Source organism: Caulobacter sp. FG7 (assembly GCF_057808875.1).
In genome coordinates this window covers 148241-162653 of record NZ_JBMDIW010000002.1, presented here as the reverse complement: position 1 = coordinate 162653, position 14413 = coordinate 148241, and the positions used below count along the sequence as shown (strand labels likewise).

Sequence of the window (14413 nt, the reverse complement as noted above, 5' to 3'; positions counted from 1 at the left end):
CTGAAAACGTCCCCCCTCCGGCCCTCCGGGCCACCTCCCCCAGAGGGGGAGGATCTTTAGTGAACCCCCAGGGCCTCGGGCGTCACGGCCACGAGGTCGGCGTCGCCCAGGGTGACGGCGGCCAGTTGGCCGGGAACCTGGGCGAGCACGCTTTCGGCATAGACCCGCAGCAGCTGGCCGCGCAGGGCTTCGGCTTCCGGGGCCAGGGCGCCCTTGGCCAGCATCCAGCCGCCGACCGTGTCGCCCAGCAGTTTCAGATAGGCCGTGGCGCCCGACAGGGCGTCGGGCATGGCGCGGGCGCGGCGCTCGACCAGCCAGGCGGTGGCCGAGGCGGCGGCGTTGAGCGCGGCTTCCAGGCGGCCGGCGACCGGGGTCAGCGAGGCGTCGGCGGCCTTCAGGGCCTCGATGGTGTCGCGGATGTCGTCCATCAGGTCGGCCACGGCCTGGCCGTCGGCGAGGCCCAGCTTGCGGCCGATCAGGTCGATGGCCTGGATGCCGTTGGTGCCCTCGTAGATCGGGGTGATGCGGGCGTCGCGATAGTGCTGGGCTGCGCCGGTTTCCTCGATGAAGCCCATGCCGCCGTGGATCTGCACCCCCAGCGAGGCGACCTCGACGCCGACGTCGGTCGACCAGGCCTTGGCGATCGGGGTCAGCAGTTCCTCGCGCAGCTTGGCGGCCGCGCGGGTCTCCTCGTCGGCGGCGGCGTGGGCCAGGTCGGCGGCGACGGCGGTCGACAGGCAGATGCCGCGTGCGGCCTCGATCTTGGCCTTCATCAAGAGCAGCGTGCGGCGCACGTCCGGGTGGTCGAACAGGCGCGAGGGATAGGCGCCCGTCCAGGCCGAACGGCCCTGCACGCGTTCCAGGCTGAAGTTCAGGGCCTGCTGGTAGGCGCGCTCGGCGATGGCGGTGCCCTGGGCCCCGACCTGCAGGCGGGCGGCGTTCATCATCGTGAACATGTGCGCCACGCCCTGGTGCAGCTTGCCGACCAGCTCGGCCTTGGCGCCTTCGAACAGCATCACGCAGGTGGGCGAGCCGTGGATGCCCAGCTTATGTTCGAGCCCGCCGACGCGGACGTCGTTGCCGGCGCCCATCTTGCCCTCGTCGTCGACCAGCACCTTGGAGGCCAGGAACAGCGAGATTCCCTTCACGCCGGGAGGGGCGTCGGGGGTGCGGGCCAGAACGAGGTGGACGATGTTGTCCGTCGCGTCGTGGTCGCCCCAGGTGATGAAGATCTTCTGGCCCGACAGGGTGTAGCCGCCTTCGCCGTCCGGCGTGGCCATGGTGGTCAGGGCCGCGAGATCCGAGCCGGCCTGCGGCTCGGTCAGGTTCATGGTGCCGGTCCATTCGCCCGAGACCAGCTTGGGCAGGAACACCGACTTGTGGCGCTCCGTGCCATGCAGGGCCAGGGCCTCGATGGCCCCAAGGCTCAGCATCGGGCACAGGCCGAAGGCCATGTTGGCCGCCTGAACCATCTCCAGCGTGGCGATTTCCAGCGCTTTCGGCAGCCCCTGGCCGCCGTGGTCGGGCGAGGCGGCCAGCGAGGTCCAGCCGGCCTCGGCGAAGGCCTTGTAGGCGTCGGCGAAGCCAGGCGCGCTGCGCACCACGCCGTTCTCCAGCTTGGCGCCCACAAGGTCGCCCTGGCGGTTGATCGGGGCCAGCACTTCCGAGGCGAACACGCCGGCGGCTTCCAGCACGGCGTCGACGGTGTCGGCGTCGGCCTCGGGGTAGGCGTCGGCCAGGCGGCCGAAGTCGGCCACATGGCGCAGGGCGAAGGCGAGGTCGCGGACGGGGGCGCGGAAAGTCATGCGGGGGCCGATCTGTTCAAGCGTCGGGTTGGGGTATGTGATCCCTGTTTAGATCGCGCGGCCTATCGCGCCAAGGACCGCCTGTCGATCACGGCTTCGTGAGGAGACGCCCCTTCAACTGGACGGTGAAGTTCCTAAGTCGGGGTAATCAGCAACCGTCACTATGACAGTTTTGTCAGTTTGGAGATCTGAGACCATGGCTCGCCCCTTCGCCTACGCCATTCTGGCCGGCGCCCTTCTCGCCGCTCCCCTCGCGGCCCCGGTCGCCGCCCTGGCGCAACCGGCGACGGATCCCGCCGCCGCTCCGGCCGGGACCTGGGCCCTGGACAAGCGCCACGCCAGCCTGACCCTGCGCGTGAAGCACTTCGGCACCTCGAACTACACTTTCCGCCTGTCGGGCCTGGACGGCTCGTTCGCCTATGACCCGGCCAAGCCGCTGGACTCGAAGGTGTCGATCACGGTCGACCCGAAGTCGGTCGACACCGGCCTGCCGAACTTCAACAAGGAAATCTCGGACGATCCGAAGTTCTTCGACTCGGCCAAGTACCCGACCATCACCTTCGTCTCGACCAAGATCGAGCAGACCTCGGCGGGCAAGGGCAAGCTGACCGGCGACCTGACCTTCCGCGGCGTGACCAAGCCGGTGACCCTGGACGTCACCTACAACGGCTTCGCCAAGACCCCGTTCGGCTCGCAGATCATGGGCTTCTCGGCCACCGGCAAGATCAAGCGCTCGGAGTTCGGCTTCACCCACCTGGTGCCGATGGTCTCGGACGACGTCGATCTGGCGATCGAAGCCGAATTCAATCCGAAGAAGTAAGATCCTGAACTAAGGGACGGCCCAATGACCGCCGAGACGCTTTCCAAACCCGCCTCGGCGGCGGGTCCCGTCCGCTATTCGACGGTGGCGATCATCCTGCACTGGCTGATCGCCGCCGCTCTGATCTTCCAGGTGATCCTGGGCTGGCGGGCCGATGACGGCCCCAAGGGCGCGGAAACCTTCGCCCTCTTCCAGCTGCACAAGTCGATCGGCATCACCATCCTGGTGCTGAGCGTCGCGCGCCTGCTGTGGAAATTCACCCACAAGTCGCCGCCGGCTCCGGCCGGCCAGCCGACCTGGGAGAAGCTGGCCGCCAGCGCCGTGCACGTCGGCTTCTACGTGATCATGATCGGCCTGCCCCTGACCGGCTGGATCATCGCCTCGACCAGCCGCATCAACATTCCGACCATCCTCTACGGGCTCGTTCCCTGGCCGCACCTGCCGGGCCTGCCCGAGCTGGCGGCCGGGGCCAAGGACGCCTGGAACGACTTTGGCCACATCGGCCACAGCGTGCTGGTCAAGTTCACCTACGTGCTGCTGGCCCTGCACCTGGGCGCGGTGGCCAAGCACCAGATCCTCGACCGCGACGAGGTGTTCGGCCACATGGCCGCCGGCGCCAAGCCGGGCATCAGAGAGCCGCGCCTGTGGCTGGCCGCCGCCGGCTTCGCCGCCGTGGTCGCCGCCGGCTATCTCTACACGCCCGCCAAGGCCAAGGCGCCCCAGCCTGCGCCGGCCGAAAGCAGCGCCGACGAACTGGCCTTGCCGGAAGAGACGCCCGCCGCCGCTGCTCCGGCCGCGACGCCGGCCGGTCCCGCGACGCCGGCCGCGCCGGCCGAAACCGCGCCGCCCGCCGACAGCGCCCTGAAGGACCCGGTCGCCTGGGCCGTGCAGAAGGGCTCGCATCTCGACTTCAACCTGGCCTGGGCCGACACGCCGATCCAGGGCCGGTTCAGCCGCTGGACCGCCGACATCCTGTTCTCGCCGGAAGCTCTGGACCGCAGCAAGCTCACGGTCAGCATCGACCTGGCTTCGGCCGGCACGGGCGACGGCCAGCGTGACGAGAGCCTGCAGGGCCCCGACTTCTTCAACACCTCGGCCAACCCGAAGGCGATCTTCACGGCGACCAGGTTCCGCAAGACCGCCGAGGGCCGCTTCGTGGCCGACGGCACGCTTGACCTGCGGAGCGTGAAAAAGCCGCTCAGCCTGCCCTTCAGCCTGAAGATCGACGGCGACACGGCCACGGCGCGCGGTGTAACCACCCTCGACCGGACCGCGTTCGGGGTTGGACAGGGCGAATGGGCGTCGACGGATCAGATACCGGCCAAGATCAAGGTGAGCTTCGCCTTGACCGCCAAGAAGAAGTAGCCCGCGCGGCGCAGGCCCTCGCCGGCGGGGGCCTCGTCCTGCTGCCCACCGAAACCGTCTATGGCCTCGGGGCGGACGCTTCCGACCCCGCGGCCGTGGCGGCGATCTTCGAGGCCAAGGGCCGTCCGCGCTTCAACCCGCTGATCGCCCACGTCGCCGATATCGACACCGCCGGCCGCATCGCCGCCTTCGACGAGCGGGCGCGCGCCCTGGCCCAGGCCTTCTGGCCCGGCCCCCTGACCATCGTCGCCCCGATCGCCGACGTCTCGGCCGTCTGCGACCTCGCCCGCGCCGGGCTGGAGACCGTGGCCATCCGCGTTCCCGGCCATCCCGTGGCGAGGGCCGTGCTGGCCGCGTTCGGCGGACCGGTCGTAGCGCCTTCCGCCAACCGCTCGGGTCGTCCCAGCCCCACCACTTTCCAGGACGCCTTCGCCGAGACGGGCGACAAGTGTGCGGCCGTGCTCGACGGCGGGTCCTGCCAAGTGGGCCTGGAATCCACCGTCGTCGCCGTGCTCGACGGGCCCGTGCGGCTGCTGCGCCCCGGCGCCGTCACCCGCGCCCAGCTAGAAGCGGTGGTCGGGCCTCTCGCCGAAGCCGACGACGACGCCAAGCGCTCGCCCGGCCGCCTCGCCTTGCACTACGCCCCCGACGCCCCTGTGCGGATCAATGCCGAAGCGCCGAACGTCGGCGAGGCCTTCCTGGCCTTTGGACCGTGGCCTGAGGGGGAGGGGGTGTTCAACCTCAGCCCCACGGGCGATCTGGCGCAGGCCGCCGCCAACCTGTTCTCGTATCTACGGGCGGCTGACCGCATCGCGCCGACGACCATCGCCGTGGCGCCGATCCCTGACCAGGGGTTGGGTGAGGCGATAAATGACCGCTTGAAGAGAGCTGCGGGGTTTGTAGGCTAGGACTACGACTTCACCGATGCTTCGGGGGGGAGCATGAAAGTAGCGGATCTAACAGATGCGCAGCTAAGCGCGCTGATCGCCAACCATCAAAAGCAGGGCGCTTTTGACCAGCCGCTTTATGCAGAAGCCTTGGACGAGCTTCAGCGCCGAGATGGGCCCGCGTTGGACCTGGACGTTACTATCAGGTGCATCCTGGACGCGGCGGCTGGCGGCTCGTTTCTTTCATATGGTGACGTCGCTAAGGCGAACGGCTGCGAGTGGAACAAGGTTCGTCGCCAGATGCCGCGGCACCTGGATCGAGTTCTTGCAAAAGCACACGCCCGAAAGGCTCCTCTGATTACCTCGATCGTTGTCAACGACAAGAACCGTATGACGGGCGCTTTGGAAGAAAGCTCGCTCAATGGGTTCGTTGCGGGAGCGGAGAGACTTGGGGTCCGGGTCGAAGATCCCATGGATTTTCTGCGGAGAGAGCAAGAGGCGACGTTTCTTTTCGCTGAGCGTCACGGGGCGCTCTGATTTCAGTACGCACAACGGAATGGTGTCTCGCCGGGTTTAACTTTTGCTACCTGCAAAGGGGCTTCACCGTCGGCTAGGCAAGACCGCTCGGCCCCGGCTAGGGTCGCCTCGAATCTCTAGTCTGGGTTGATGGGGCGCGTATGGGGACGAAGGAACCGGTCGAGACGGACGTCGGGCGGGAGCCGGCGTTCTGGGGCCTGTGGCGCAGGCTGAAGAGCGACTTCTCCTGCTGGACCTTCATTCCGTCCTGGTTCTACACGCCCGGCGCCTGGGGCTATCTGGGCGTCGACTTCGTCAGCGGCTTTCGCAGGAACCCCTCGACGCTGCGCGCGCTCGACCTGTTCAAAGGCGTCGACGACAAGACCTTCGACGCGGTGGCGGCTCTGGCGGCGCTGAACGCCCGACGCCAGGAGCAGATGCTGCGAGCGGTGGTCATCACCTACCTGACCGTGCCGGTCTCGGTGACGGCCCTGGTCGCCGAGATCGTCGGCGACGACCTGGGCACCTTCGTGCGCGAGAACATGACCAACGTCATCGCCGTGGTCGTGACCCTGGCGATCGGCCCGCTCTCCTTCCTGTTCAGCAACTGGCGGGCCCGCCAGATCGTCGGGGTGCTGGACCTGGTCAGGATCGAGCGCGGCGCCGCCGACTGATCCCGACACGCGCCGGGGCGCAACGCATTTCACCCGCTGTCGAACGCTTGTAGGATCGGCCCGCGCCCGGCCGGACCGGCGCGCGTGTGGATAGGCGTAGGGGAGGGGCGAGGTTGGAGCGAGAGCGCAAGGCTTCCGCGCAGCGGCGCGACATCCTGATCGCCGCCACCGAGCGCGCCCAGGCGTCGGGCTTCCACACCACCACCATGGACCAGATCGCCCGCGGCGCGGGCTTGAGCGTCGGGCAGGTCTATCGCCACTTCGAGAACAAGGACGCGATCATCGGCGCGGTGGCCCAGGCCGGGCCCGCAAGGTGCTCGATCCGTTCGAGAACCACGCCCAGGGCGAGCCGGTGCTGGAGACCCTGCTGCGCGACGCGCCTTCGGCGCTGAGGCAGGCCCGCGACAGCAAGGTGGCGGCCCTGGACCTGGAGATCCTGGCCGAGGCCGAGCGCAACGCCGTGGTCGCCCAGGTGGTCCACGACGTCGAGGCCGCCCAGCTGGAGCGCGGCGTCGAGGCCCTGGCGCCGTTCCGCAAGCCGGACTGGACCGACGACGACCTGATCGCCCGCATCGCGTTTCTGGGGCTGATCCTCGACGGGCTGCAGTTGCGCGGGGCGCGGGGCTCCACCGCCGCGCCGGCGGCGATGGAGCGGGCCTATCGCGACATCATCGCCGCGCTGTTCGGCTGAGTTTGGGCGTCCTTCGGCAAGCTCAGGATGAGGACCATCTACAGGCCGGGAGCGTCGAAAAACCTCATCCCGAGCCTGTCGAAGGACGAGGTTTTCGTCCCAAATTCAGGATGTCGATCCGGCCGAGCGGCTAGTTCTTCAGGCGGTAGCCGGTCTTGAAGACCCAGGCGATGATCGCCAGGCACAGCAGCAGCACGCCGCAGGTGGCCGCCAGACTGACGCCGACCCCCACGTCCGACGTGCCGAAGAAGCTCCAGCGGAAGCCGCTGACCAGATAGACCACCGGGTTGAACAGCGAGATCGTCCGCCACACGCCCGGCAGCATGTCGATCGAATAGAAGCTGCCGCCGAGAAAGGTCAGGGGCGTGATCACCAGCAGCGGCACGATCTGCAGCTTCTCGAAGCTGTCGGCCCAGATGCCCAGGATGAAGCCGAACAGGCTGAAGGTCACCGCCGTCAGCACCAGGAAGGCGGCCATGAACAGCGGGTGCTGGATCTCGAACGGCACGAACAGGCGCGCGGTGGCCAGGATGATGACGCCCAGCATCAGGGACTTGCTGGCGGCGGCGCCGACATAGCCCAGCACGATCTCGAACGGCGAGACGGGGGCCGACAGCACCTCGTAGATCGTGCCCGACCACTTGGGCATGTAGATGCCGAACGAGGCGTTCGACAGGCTCTCGGTCAGGATCGACAGCATGATCAGGCCCGGCACGATGAACGCGCCGTAGGGCACGCCGTCGACGGCGGTCATGCGCGAGCCGATGGCCGCGCCGAAGACGACGAAGTAGAGCGAGGTCGACAGCACCGGCGAGGCGATGCTCTGCAGCAGGGTGCGGAAGGTCCGCGCCATCTCGAAGCGGTAGATGGCGGCGACGGCGTGGATGTTCATGGCCGGTCCTTCACCAGGCTGACGAAGATCTCCTCGAGGGAGCTCTGGCGGGTGTTGAGGTCGGTGAAGTCGACGCCCTCGGCCGACAGGCGGCGCAGCAGCGGGGCGATGCCGGTTTCGGCGGCCTGGGCGTCGAAGCTGTAGACCAGTTCGGTCCCGTCGGCGGTGAGTTCCAGTGCGTAGTCCGACAGGCCGGCGGGCACGGCTTCCAGCGGCGCCTGCAGATGCAGGGTCAGCTGCTTCTTGCCCAGCTTCTGCATCAGGGCGGCCTTGTCCTCTACCAGGATGATCTCGCCCTTGCGGATGACCCCCACCCGGTCGGCCATCTCCTCGGCCTCCTCGATGTAGTGGGTGGTCAGGATGATGGTGACGCCCGTCTCGCGCAGCTTGCGGACCATCTCCCACATGTCGCGGCGCAGCTCGACGTCGACACCGGCGGTGGGCTCGTCGAGGAACAGGATCGACGGCTCGTGCGACAAGGCCTTCGCGATCATCACCCGTCGCTTCATGCCCCCCGACAGGGTCATGATCTTGGCGTCCTTCTTGTCCCACAAGGACAGGTCGCGAAGGATCTTCTCGATCAGCGCCGGGTTCGCAGGCTTGCCGAACAGGCCGCGGCTGAAGGTGACGGTGGCGATCACCGTCTCGAAGGCGTCGGTGGTCAGCTCCTGCGGCACCAGGCCGATCTTGGTGCGGGCCGGACGGTACTCGCGGGCGATGTCGTGGCCGTCGGCGACGATCGTGCCGGTGCTGGGCCGAACGATGCCGCAGATGATGCTGATCAGCGTGGTCTTGCCTGCGCCGTTGGGGCCGAGCAGGGCGAAGATCTCGCCGCGATTGATGGTCAGGTCGACCTGCTTGAGGGCCTGGTGGCCCGAGGCGTAGGTCTTGGTCAGACCCGACACCGTGATGATGGGTTCCACCCGTCTGTTCCCTCTCGTCCGTGCGGTCCGCGCCCAGATGGGGGCGCGGGGCGAAAAGCGCCAGTGGCGAGCGATGCGCCTAGTTCGATCCCAGGGCGTCGGCCAGGTGGCACGACTTGCCCGCCTTCAGGCCCTCCAGGGCGATCACGTCCAGGGCGTTCCCGTCCTGGCCCTCGATCTCGACATACTGGCCGATGACCTCGACATAGACCGGCGCCTTCAGGGCCTTGAGGCTCTCGCGCAGCTTGGCGACCGGCTTTTCCTGCTCGCCGTCGCGGTCGCGCAGGACATAGCGGTTGGCGGCCAGGTCGCAGCGGGTGAGGATCACCCGCTCCTTCTGGACGTCCACCGTGCCGATATAGAGGTCCTGGGCGACAGCTGCGCTGGCGACCATGCCCAGCAGGGCCGCGCCGGCCAGCACGCAAAGCGATCTCTGCATCGAAACTCCGTCGGACTGGCCCTGGACAGCGGCCGGACTAGCCTGTCGCCGCGCCCGGATCTGTCAGCAGTCGTCAGCTGGAACGGCGGGCCGAGCGGAGCATGCGTCCAAGCTCGCTGATCGCATAGGGCTTTTGCAGCACCGGGAAGCCGTGGTGGGCGTCGTCGGCCAGCACCTGGCTGTAGCCGCTGGTCAGCACCACCGGCAGGCTGGGCCAGCGGGCGCGGATGCGCCGGGCCAGCTCCAGGCCGCTGATGCCGGGCATGACCACGTCGGTGAAGACGTAGTCGAAGGCCTCGCCGCGCTCCTCCAGCACGGCGATGGCGCGCTGGCCGTTGGCGACGAGGCAGGTCTCGTAGCCCAGGTCCTCCAGCAGCTGGCGCGCGAAGTCGCCGACCTCGGCGTTGTCCTCGACGATGAGGATGGCGCCGTGCGCGTCGATGGACGGCTCTGCGGCGTCGGCGGCCGCCGTCTCGGCCGGGGTGTCGACTTGCGGCAGGTACAGCGTGAAGGTCGAGCCTTGCCCCTCCCGGCTCATCACGTCCACGTCGCCGCCCGACTGCTTGGCGAAGCCGAACACCTGCGACAGGCCAAGCCCGGTGCCCTTGCCGACGTCCTTGGTGGTGAAGAACGGCTCGAAGATCTGGTCCAGCACTCCGGGAGACATGCCAGAGCCGGTGTCGGTGATCGAGACGGCGACGAACGGTCCTTCGTGGCCGCCTTGCCCGCGCAGCGCCGGCAGCGACGCGGCCTCGTAGGCGCGGATGACGAGGTCGCCGTCGCCGTCCATGGCGTCGCGCGCGTTCACCGCCATGTTGACCAGGGCGGTTTCGAACTGGCTGGCGTCGGCCTCGACGAAACATGGGGCCAGGCAGGGCTCGACCGTCAGGCGAATGCGGCCGCCCACGATGGCGCCCAGCATGTCGGCGACGCTGGCGATCCGCGCGCCGACGTCGAAGGTGGTCGGTTTGAGCGTCTGGCGGCGGGCGAAGGCCAGCAGCTGCGCGGTGAGCTTGGCTGCGCGGTCGGCGGTTTCGGCGATCGCATCCAGGTAGCGCTCGCGCTTGGCCTCGGGCAGCGAGGGGCGGCGCAGCAACTCGGCCGACGAGCGGATGACGGTCAGCAGGTTGTTGAAGTCGTGCGCCACGCCGCCGGTCAGCTGGCCGATGGCCTCCAGCTTCTGCATCTGGCGGACCTGGTTCTCGGCCGCCAGCAGTGCGTTGGTGCGCTGCTGGACATGGGTTTCCAGCGTCTCGTTGAGGCTGCGCAGTTCGCCTTCGGCCGCGCGCAGGGCGGTGACGGTGCAGGCCAGCTCCTGCTCGCGCATGCGCAGCGACTCTTCGGCGATCGTCCGCTCCAGAAGGTCGGCCGCCTGCCGCGCCAGGATGTCGAGCAGCCGCAGATCGCGTTCGGAAGGGCTGTGGGCCTTTGTCCAATGGGTCGAGATCATGCCCAGCAGGCTGCCGTTTCGCGAACGCAGGGGCGTGGTCTGGGCCGCGCGGATGCCGCTGCGGCGGAAGGCCTCCAGGTCTTCCGTGCCGGCGATCTCGTCCCAATGCTCGTAGTCGGGGATGACCGAGCGACGGCCCGTGCGCAGCGCCAGCGTGCAGCTGCTGTGGGCCGACGGACTGACCCAGCCCCAGAACGCCACGGCCTCAGGCGGCAGCCCGCGATAGGCCAGGAGCTGCAGTTCGCCGCCGTGGCCTGACGGATCGCCTTTGGGGCACAGCAGCTGCATGGTGCCGAACTGCGATCGCGTGATCGCGACCGCCGCGTCGACGATCTTGCCGTACAGCTCCACCCGATCCTGTTCGCCGATCAGCTCCAGGCTGATCCCGTGCAGGAGCTCGATGTCGGCGAAGTCGCTCACCGGCGCGATCGCGCGCTTGCGGACGAGGCGTGACGGTTCCGGATAGAAGGCGTCGAGCATGGCCGTTCCTGTGGGCGCGGACGAGTTACAGCACAGTCTGGCCGTGTCGGTCGTCTGCTAGACGACATAGCGGCCCGCGATACGTCCGCTTCGCCCCGAAGCTTCAGCATGCGTAGGCCCCTTAACGCATGAAGCGCGAAAGGCGCCGCCGGTTCCTCAACGAACCGTCAGCACCGCGCCGTGCACGCCCACCACCGAGACCCGCGCCCCGGTCTCGGGCGCGGTTTCGCCCTCGGCCCCGCCCTCCGTCTGGGCGGCCCATTCCTTGCCGTCGACGAACACCCGGCCGCGGCCGTTCTCGAAGGCGGCGACCACCTCGGCCGGGCGGCCGAGCAGGCGCAGGGTGGGATCGTTGAGATCGGGGTCGGGCCCGGCCAGGGCCGGCCGCAGGAAGCGGCGGGCGAAATAGGTGCTGGCGATGGTCAGCACGGCGAAGAGGGCGATCTCCACCGGCAGGTTGGTCGGCAGCAGCAGGGCTGCGACCCCCACCGCCGCCGCCGAGGCGGCGGGCCACAGGAGCCAGCCGGTGCCGGTGCCCACCTCGATCGCCAGGAACACGGCCGCAGCCGACAGCCACAGCCAGAAGGGATGAGCGATGTAGAAGTCGATCAGGCCGGTCATGGCCTTCAGCCTCCCTTGCGCGGCGTGCTGGTCGGCACGGCCGCGGAGCGCACGGGCGGGGCAGCGTCGGGTCCGCCCAGCGAGCGGATCAGTTCGCCGACCCCGGCCACCGTGCCGGTGATGCCGGCGAAGTCGGCCGGCACGATCACGGTCTTGGCGTTGGGCGAGCGGGCCAGGTCCCCGAACGCCTCGACGTATTTCTGGGCCACGAAGTAGTTGATGGCGTTGACGTCGCCGCGGGCGATGGCTTCCGACACGAAGGCGGTGGCCTTGGCTTCGGCTTCGGCTTCCCGCTCGCGGGCCTCGGCGTCGCGATAGGCGGCCTCGCGGCGGCCCTCGGCCTGCAGGATGGCCGACTGCTTGGCGCCCTCGGCGCGGGCGATCTGGGCCTGCTTCTCGCCCTCGGCCTCGGTGATGACGGCGCGGCGCTCGCGCTCGGCCTTCATCTGCCGGGCCATGGCGTTGGTGATGTCGGCCGGCGGAGTCAGGTCCTTGATCTCGATGCGGGCGACCTTGACGCCCCAGGGGCCGGTGGCGTCGTCGATGGTGGCCAGCAGGCGCGAGTTGATGTGGTCGCGCTGGGAGAGCACCTCGTCCAGCTCCATCGAGCCGACCACGGTGCGCAGGTTGGTCTGGGCCAGCTGGGTGATGGCGTAGATCAGGTTGTCGACGCGATAGGCCGCGGCGGCCGCGTCCATCACCTGGATGAAGACGATGGCGTCGACGGTCACCGACACGTTGTCCTTGGTGATGACCTCCTGCTTGGGGACGTCGAGCACCTGCTCCATCATGTTCACCCGCCGGCCGATGGTCTCGACGAAGGGCGTCAGGATGCTGATGCCGGGCTTCAGCGTGCGGGTGTAGCGGCCGAAGCGCTCGACGGTGAACTCGCGGCCCTGGGGCACGATCTTGATGACGTTGACGACCAGCAGGATCGCCAGCACGAGCAGGACCAGGGGAACCAGATAAGCGGCCAAGTCTACGCCTCCCGAACGGGCCGGCCCCGCGGCCCTCGCCGCAGGTCGCCTGCGCCCATGGGACGAGGTTAGCGCGGGGCTCGCCCGTCCGCCACGGAATCCGGCGAAGCTTGCGCGGGATCGTTGACCACCACGGTCTGCGACAGCTTGGAGGCGAGGGCGCGGCCGCGCTGGGCGGCCTGGCGTTCGGCGCGGCGGCTCTCTGGGGAGCAGCCTTCCGGATGGCCGGCCTGGCTGGCCGCGAAGCCGCCGTTGAAGCGGTCGCGCAGCCGGTCGGTGAAGCCGGAGTCGGACGCCTCCACGTCGATCAGGCGCATCATCCGGGCGCGCCAGAACTGGTCGCCCGCGCCTTCGCAGGCCTGGCGCAGGGCGTGGCTCTGGCCCAGCGCATAGGCCAGGTCGAGCAGGCGCTGGCGGTCGGCCGGATCGCGTTCCTGGGCGTGCGCCGACAGGGCCGCCGGAACGGTCAGCAGCAGGGCCGCCAGGGCTGGAACGAGAGCGCGCGCGCGAAGCATGGGGACATTATCGCCGCAAGCCTCGCGCCTGTCATCGCCGCGCCCGCAGCGGGCGAGCTCGGCCATTTCGTCCACAGCCGCGCTTGCCCATTTGGAGTCGAAACTTCGACTCTTCAGGGCCTTGCTATCAACAAGGATCGGCGTCAGGCTGTGGATAAGTCAGGGGCGGCGAGAAACGACCACTCCGACAGCGCAGAAGGGAGGACGTGTCATGGCCGAAGTGCATTACGGCGTCGTCCAGGTAGGCGACCGGTGGACCATCATCGGCGACCAGCTCCGGTTCGGGGCCTACCGCAACCGCCACGAAGCCGAACGCGCCGCCGCCCGGCTGGCCGAGCAGGCGACGGGCCTTGGGCTGCCGGTGCGCATGCACCTGCAGGACGAAACCGGACAGCTTCACAGGCCCACCCTGCTGAGCTGACGGCTTCACGCAACGAAAGGCGGCCTCCGCGCGCTTTAACGGTGAGCAAGCGCCGCCGTTGGATGCCGCCATGGCCGACTCCGCAGAACTGAACGACCGAGACGCCCGCGCCGAGCGGGTCACCCAGGCCTATGCGGGCAATCGCCTGCTGCTGGCCCTGCCCGACGAGGCGCGCGCCGCCCTCAAGACGGGCCTGTCCCTCACCGCCCTGGCGCGGGGGCAGGTGCTGTTCGACGTCGGCGAGGACGTGCGCAACACCTACCTGCCGTGCCGGCCGACCATGGTCGCCCTCCTGGTGGTCACCGCCGAGGGGCGCGAGGTCGAGGCCGCCACCGTCGGCTGGGAAGGCGCGCTGGGCGGCATCGTCAGCGGCGGGCTGAAACCCGCCTACGGTCGCGCGGTGGTGCAGGTGCCCGGACCGGCCTTCGTGGTGCCGACCGCGCGCCTGGACGAGATGCGCCAGCGCTTTCCGGGCATGGGCGACCTCTTCACCCGCTACGCCGACGCCATGATCGCCCAGATGATGCAGTCGGTGGCCTGCAACGCCCTGCACACCATCGAGCAGCGCTGCTGCCGCTGGCTGCTGTCCGCCCACGACCGCTCGGGCGAGGACGTCGTGCGCCTGACCCAGGAGGCCTTGGCCGACATGATGGGCGTGCAGCGCACCACCGTGACCGCCGCGGCCAAGGTGCTGCAGGGCGACGGCATCATCCAGACCCGCCGCGGTCGGGTGGAGATCCTCGACCGCCGCAAGCTCGAGCGCCGGGCCTGCGAGTGCTATGGCCAGGTCGAAGCGCACTTCGCGCGGCTGCTGCCCGAGATCAAGGACTAGGGGTCCGTATTCCCTGGCCATCAGGCTGCGAGCCTTCCGCTTCGTCCCAGTGATCGTCATCCCGGCTCTCCGCTTCGCTACGGCCGGGATAACGACCTCATTGAT

General features: G+C 68.9%; 17 protein-coding genes. 9 read left to right on the top strand and 8 right to left on the bottom strand.

All coding sequences use genetic code 11. The annotated features are described in order from the left end of the window. Positions 1–56: 56 nt before the first annotated feature. Positions 57–1805: an acyl-CoA dehydrogenase family protein gene (locus ACODR1_RS02555; RefSeq protein ID WP_488879047.1), complete on the bottom strand. Its 1749-nt coding sequence runs from the start codon at positions 1803–1805 to the stop codon at positions 57–59. 196 nt (positions 1806–2001) lie between these two features. Between ACODR1_RS02555 and ACODR1_RS02550 the strand changes: the two genes are divergently transcribed. The 7 genes from ACODR1_RS02550 to ACODR1_RS02520 all read left to right on the top strand — a co-directional run bounded on the left by ACODR1_RS02550 (position 2002) and on the right by ACODR1_RS02520 (position 6758). Further along, positions 2002–2625 carry a YceI family protein gene (locus ACODR1_RS02550; RefSeq protein ID WP_101711541.1) on the top strand — a complete coding sequence of 208 codons (624 nt, stop codon included), beginning with the start codon at positions 2002–2004 and terminating at the stop codon, positions 2623–2625. Between the two features lie 24 nt (positions 2626–2649). Beyond that, positions 2650–3990 (top strand): YceI family protein, encoded by a 1341-nt coding sequence (locus ACODR1_RS02545; RefSeq protein WP_488879046.1) that lies wholly within the window; start codon positions 2650–2652, stop codon positions 3988–3990. Then, positions 3921–4898 (top strand): L-threonylcarbamoyladenylate synthase, encoded by a 978-nt coding sequence (locus ACODR1_RS02540; protein ID WP_488879045.1) that lies wholly within the window; start codon positions 3921–3923, stop codon positions 4896–4898. Before ACODR1_RS02545 ends, ACODR1_RS02540 begins: the two co-directional genes overlap by 70 nt. A 33-nt stretch (positions 4899–4931) precedes the next feature. Beyond that, positions 4932–5414: a hypothetical protein gene (locus tag ACODR1_RS02535; RefSeq protein ID WP_488879044.1), complete on the top strand. Its 483-nt coding sequence runs from the start codon at positions 4932–4934 to the stop codon at positions 5412–5414. 140 nt (positions 5415–5554) lie between these two features. Continuing rightward, positions 5555–6067 (top strand): hypothetical protein, encoded by a 513-nt coding sequence (locus tag ACODR1_RS02530; protein WP_488879043.1) that lies wholly within the window; start codon positions 5555–5557, stop codon positions 6065–6067. Between the two features lie 113 nt (positions 6068–6180). After that, positions 6181–6459: a TetR/AcrR family transcriptional regulator gene (locus tag ACODR1_RS02525; RefSeq protein WP_488879042.1), complete on the top strand. Its 279-nt coding sequence runs from the start codon at positions 6181–6183 to the stop codon at positions 6457–6459. After that, entirely contained in the window at positions 6381–6758 is a 378-nt protein-coding gene (locus ACODR1_RS02520; protein WP_488879041.1) for a hypothetical protein, read from the top strand. Before ACODR1_RS02525 ends, ACODR1_RS02520 begins: the two co-directional genes overlap by 79 nt. Positions 6759–6888: 130 nt before the next feature. Here the strand turns inward: ACODR1_RS02520 and ACODR1_RS02515 are convergent, their stop codons facing one another. The 7 genes from ACODR1_RS02515 to ACODR1_RS02485 form a co-directional block, all read right to left on the bottom strand. Next, positions 6889–7650, bottom strand: coding sequence for an ABC transporter permease (locus tag ACODR1_RS02515; RefSeq protein WP_058346989.1), 762 nt, complete (start codon positions 7648–7650; stop codon positions 6889–6891). Next, positions 7647–8573 carry an ABC transporter ATP-binding protein gene (locus tag ACODR1_RS02510; protein WP_116487426.1) on the bottom strand — a complete coding sequence of 309 codons (927 nt, stop codon included), beginning with the start codon at positions 8571–8573 and terminating at the stop codon, positions 7647–7649. The genes ACODR1_RS02515 and ACODR1_RS02510 overlap by 4 nt, the downstream gene beginning before the upstream one ends. 79 nt (positions 8574–8652) lie before the next feature. Next, positions 8653–9012, bottom strand: coding sequence for a hypothetical protein (locus ACODR1_RS02505; RefSeq protein ID WP_488879040.1), 360 nt, complete (start codon positions 9010–9012; stop codon positions 8653–8655). A gap of 73 nt (positions 9013–9085) precedes the next feature. Then, positions 9086–10942, bottom strand: a complete 1857-nt coding sequence (locus ACODR1_RS02500) for an ATP-binding protein (RefSeq protein WP_488879039.1) — start codon at positions 10940–10942, stop codon at positions 9086–9088. Between the two features lie 156 nt (positions 10943–11098). Then, positions 11099–11563, bottom strand: coding sequence for an NfeD family protein (locus ACODR1_RS02495; protein ID WP_488879038.1), 465 nt, complete (start codon positions 11561–11563; stop codon positions 11099–11101). 5 nt (positions 11564–11568) lie between these two features. Then, positions 11569–12528, bottom strand: a complete 960-nt coding sequence (locus ACODR1_RS02490; RefSeq protein ID WP_488879157.1) for an SPFH domain-containing protein — start codon at positions 12526–12528, stop codon at positions 11569–11571. 80 nt (positions 12529–12608) lie between these two features. Then, positions 12609–13055 (bottom strand): TIGR02301 family protein, encoded by a 447-nt coding sequence (locus ACODR1_RS02485; protein WP_488879037.1) that lies wholly within the window; start codon positions 13053–13055, stop codon positions 12609–12611. 211 nt (positions 13056–13266) lie between these two features. On the opposite strand from ACODR1_RS02485, the gene ACODR1_RS02480 reads away from it, so the two are divergent. Both ACODR1_RS02480 and ACODR1_RS02475 read left to right on the top strand, forming a co-directional pair. After that, on the top strand, positions 13267–13476 hold the full coding sequence (locus ACODR1_RS02480) for a hypothetical protein (RefSeq protein WP_101711549.1): 210 nt from the start codon (positions 13267–13269) through the stop codon (positions 13474–13476). Between the two features lie 70 nt (positions 13477–13546). After that, entirely contained in the window at positions 13547–14308 is a 762-nt protein-coding gene (locus tag ACODR1_RS02475) for a Crp/Fnr family transcriptional regulator (RefSeq protein ID WP_488879036.1), read from the top strand. The last annotated feature ends 105 nt before the right edge of the window (positions 14309–14413 follow it).

What these genes read in the sequence shown, in the direction of transcription:
- ACODR1_RS02530 (WP_488879043.1), top strand. Translation starts at nt 5,555, where the DNA reads ATGGGGACGAAGGAACCGGTCGAGACGGACGTCGGGCGGGAGCCGGCG.
- ACODR1_RS02495 (WP_488879038.1), bottom strand. Translation starts at nt 11,563, where the DNA reads ATGACCGGCCTGATCGACTTCTACATCGCTCATCCCTTCTGGCTGTGG.
- ACODR1_RS02540 (WP_488879045.1), top strand. Translation starts at nt 3,921, where the DNA reads ATGGGCGTCGACGGATCAGATACCGGCCAAGATCAAGGTGAGCTTCGC.
- ACODR1_RS02555 (WP_488879047.1), bottom strand. Translation starts at nt 1,805, where the DNA reads ATGACTTTCCGCGCCCCCGTCCGCGACCTCGCCTTCGCCCTGCGCCAT.
- ACODR1_RS02545 (WP_488879046.1), top strand. Translation starts at nt 2,650, where the DNA reads ATGACCGCCGAGACGCTTTCCAAACCCGCCTCGGCGGCGGGTCCCGTC.
- ACODR1_RS02480 (WP_101711549.1), top strand. Translation starts at nt 13,267, where the DNA reads ATGGCCGAAGTGCATTACGGCGTCGTCCAGGTAGGCGACCGGTGGACC.
- ACODR1_RS02485 (WP_488879037.1), bottom strand. Translation starts at nt 13,055, where the DNA reads ATGCTTCGCGCGCGCGCTCTCGTTCCAGCCCTGGCGGCCCTGCTGCTG.
- ACODR1_RS02535 (WP_488879044.1), top strand. Translation starts at nt 4,932, where the DNA reads ATGAAAGTAGCGGATCTAACAGATGCGCAGCTAAGCGCGCTGATCGCC.
- ACODR1_RS02515 (WP_058346989.1), bottom strand. Translation starts at nt 7,650, where the DNA reads ATGAACATCCACGCCGTCGCCGCCATCTACCGCTTCGAGATGGCGCGG.
- ACODR1_RS02505 (WP_488879040.1), bottom strand. Translation starts at nt 9,012, where the DNA reads ATGCAGAGATCGCTTTGCGTGCTGGCCGGCGCGGCCCTGCTGGGCATG.
- ACODR1_RS02550 (WP_101711541.1), top strand. Translation starts at nt 2,002, where the DNA reads ATGGCTCGCCCCTTCGCCTACGCCATTCTGGCCGGCGCCCTTCTCGCC.
- ACODR1_RS02475 (WP_488879036.1), top strand. Translation starts at nt 13,547, where the DNA reads ATGGCCGACTCCGCAGAACTGAACGACCGAGACGCCCGCGCCGAGCGG.
- ACODR1_RS02500 (WP_488879039.1), bottom strand. Translation starts at nt 10,942, where the DNA reads ATGCTCGACGCCTTCTATCCGGAACCGTCACGCCTCGTCCGCAAGCGC.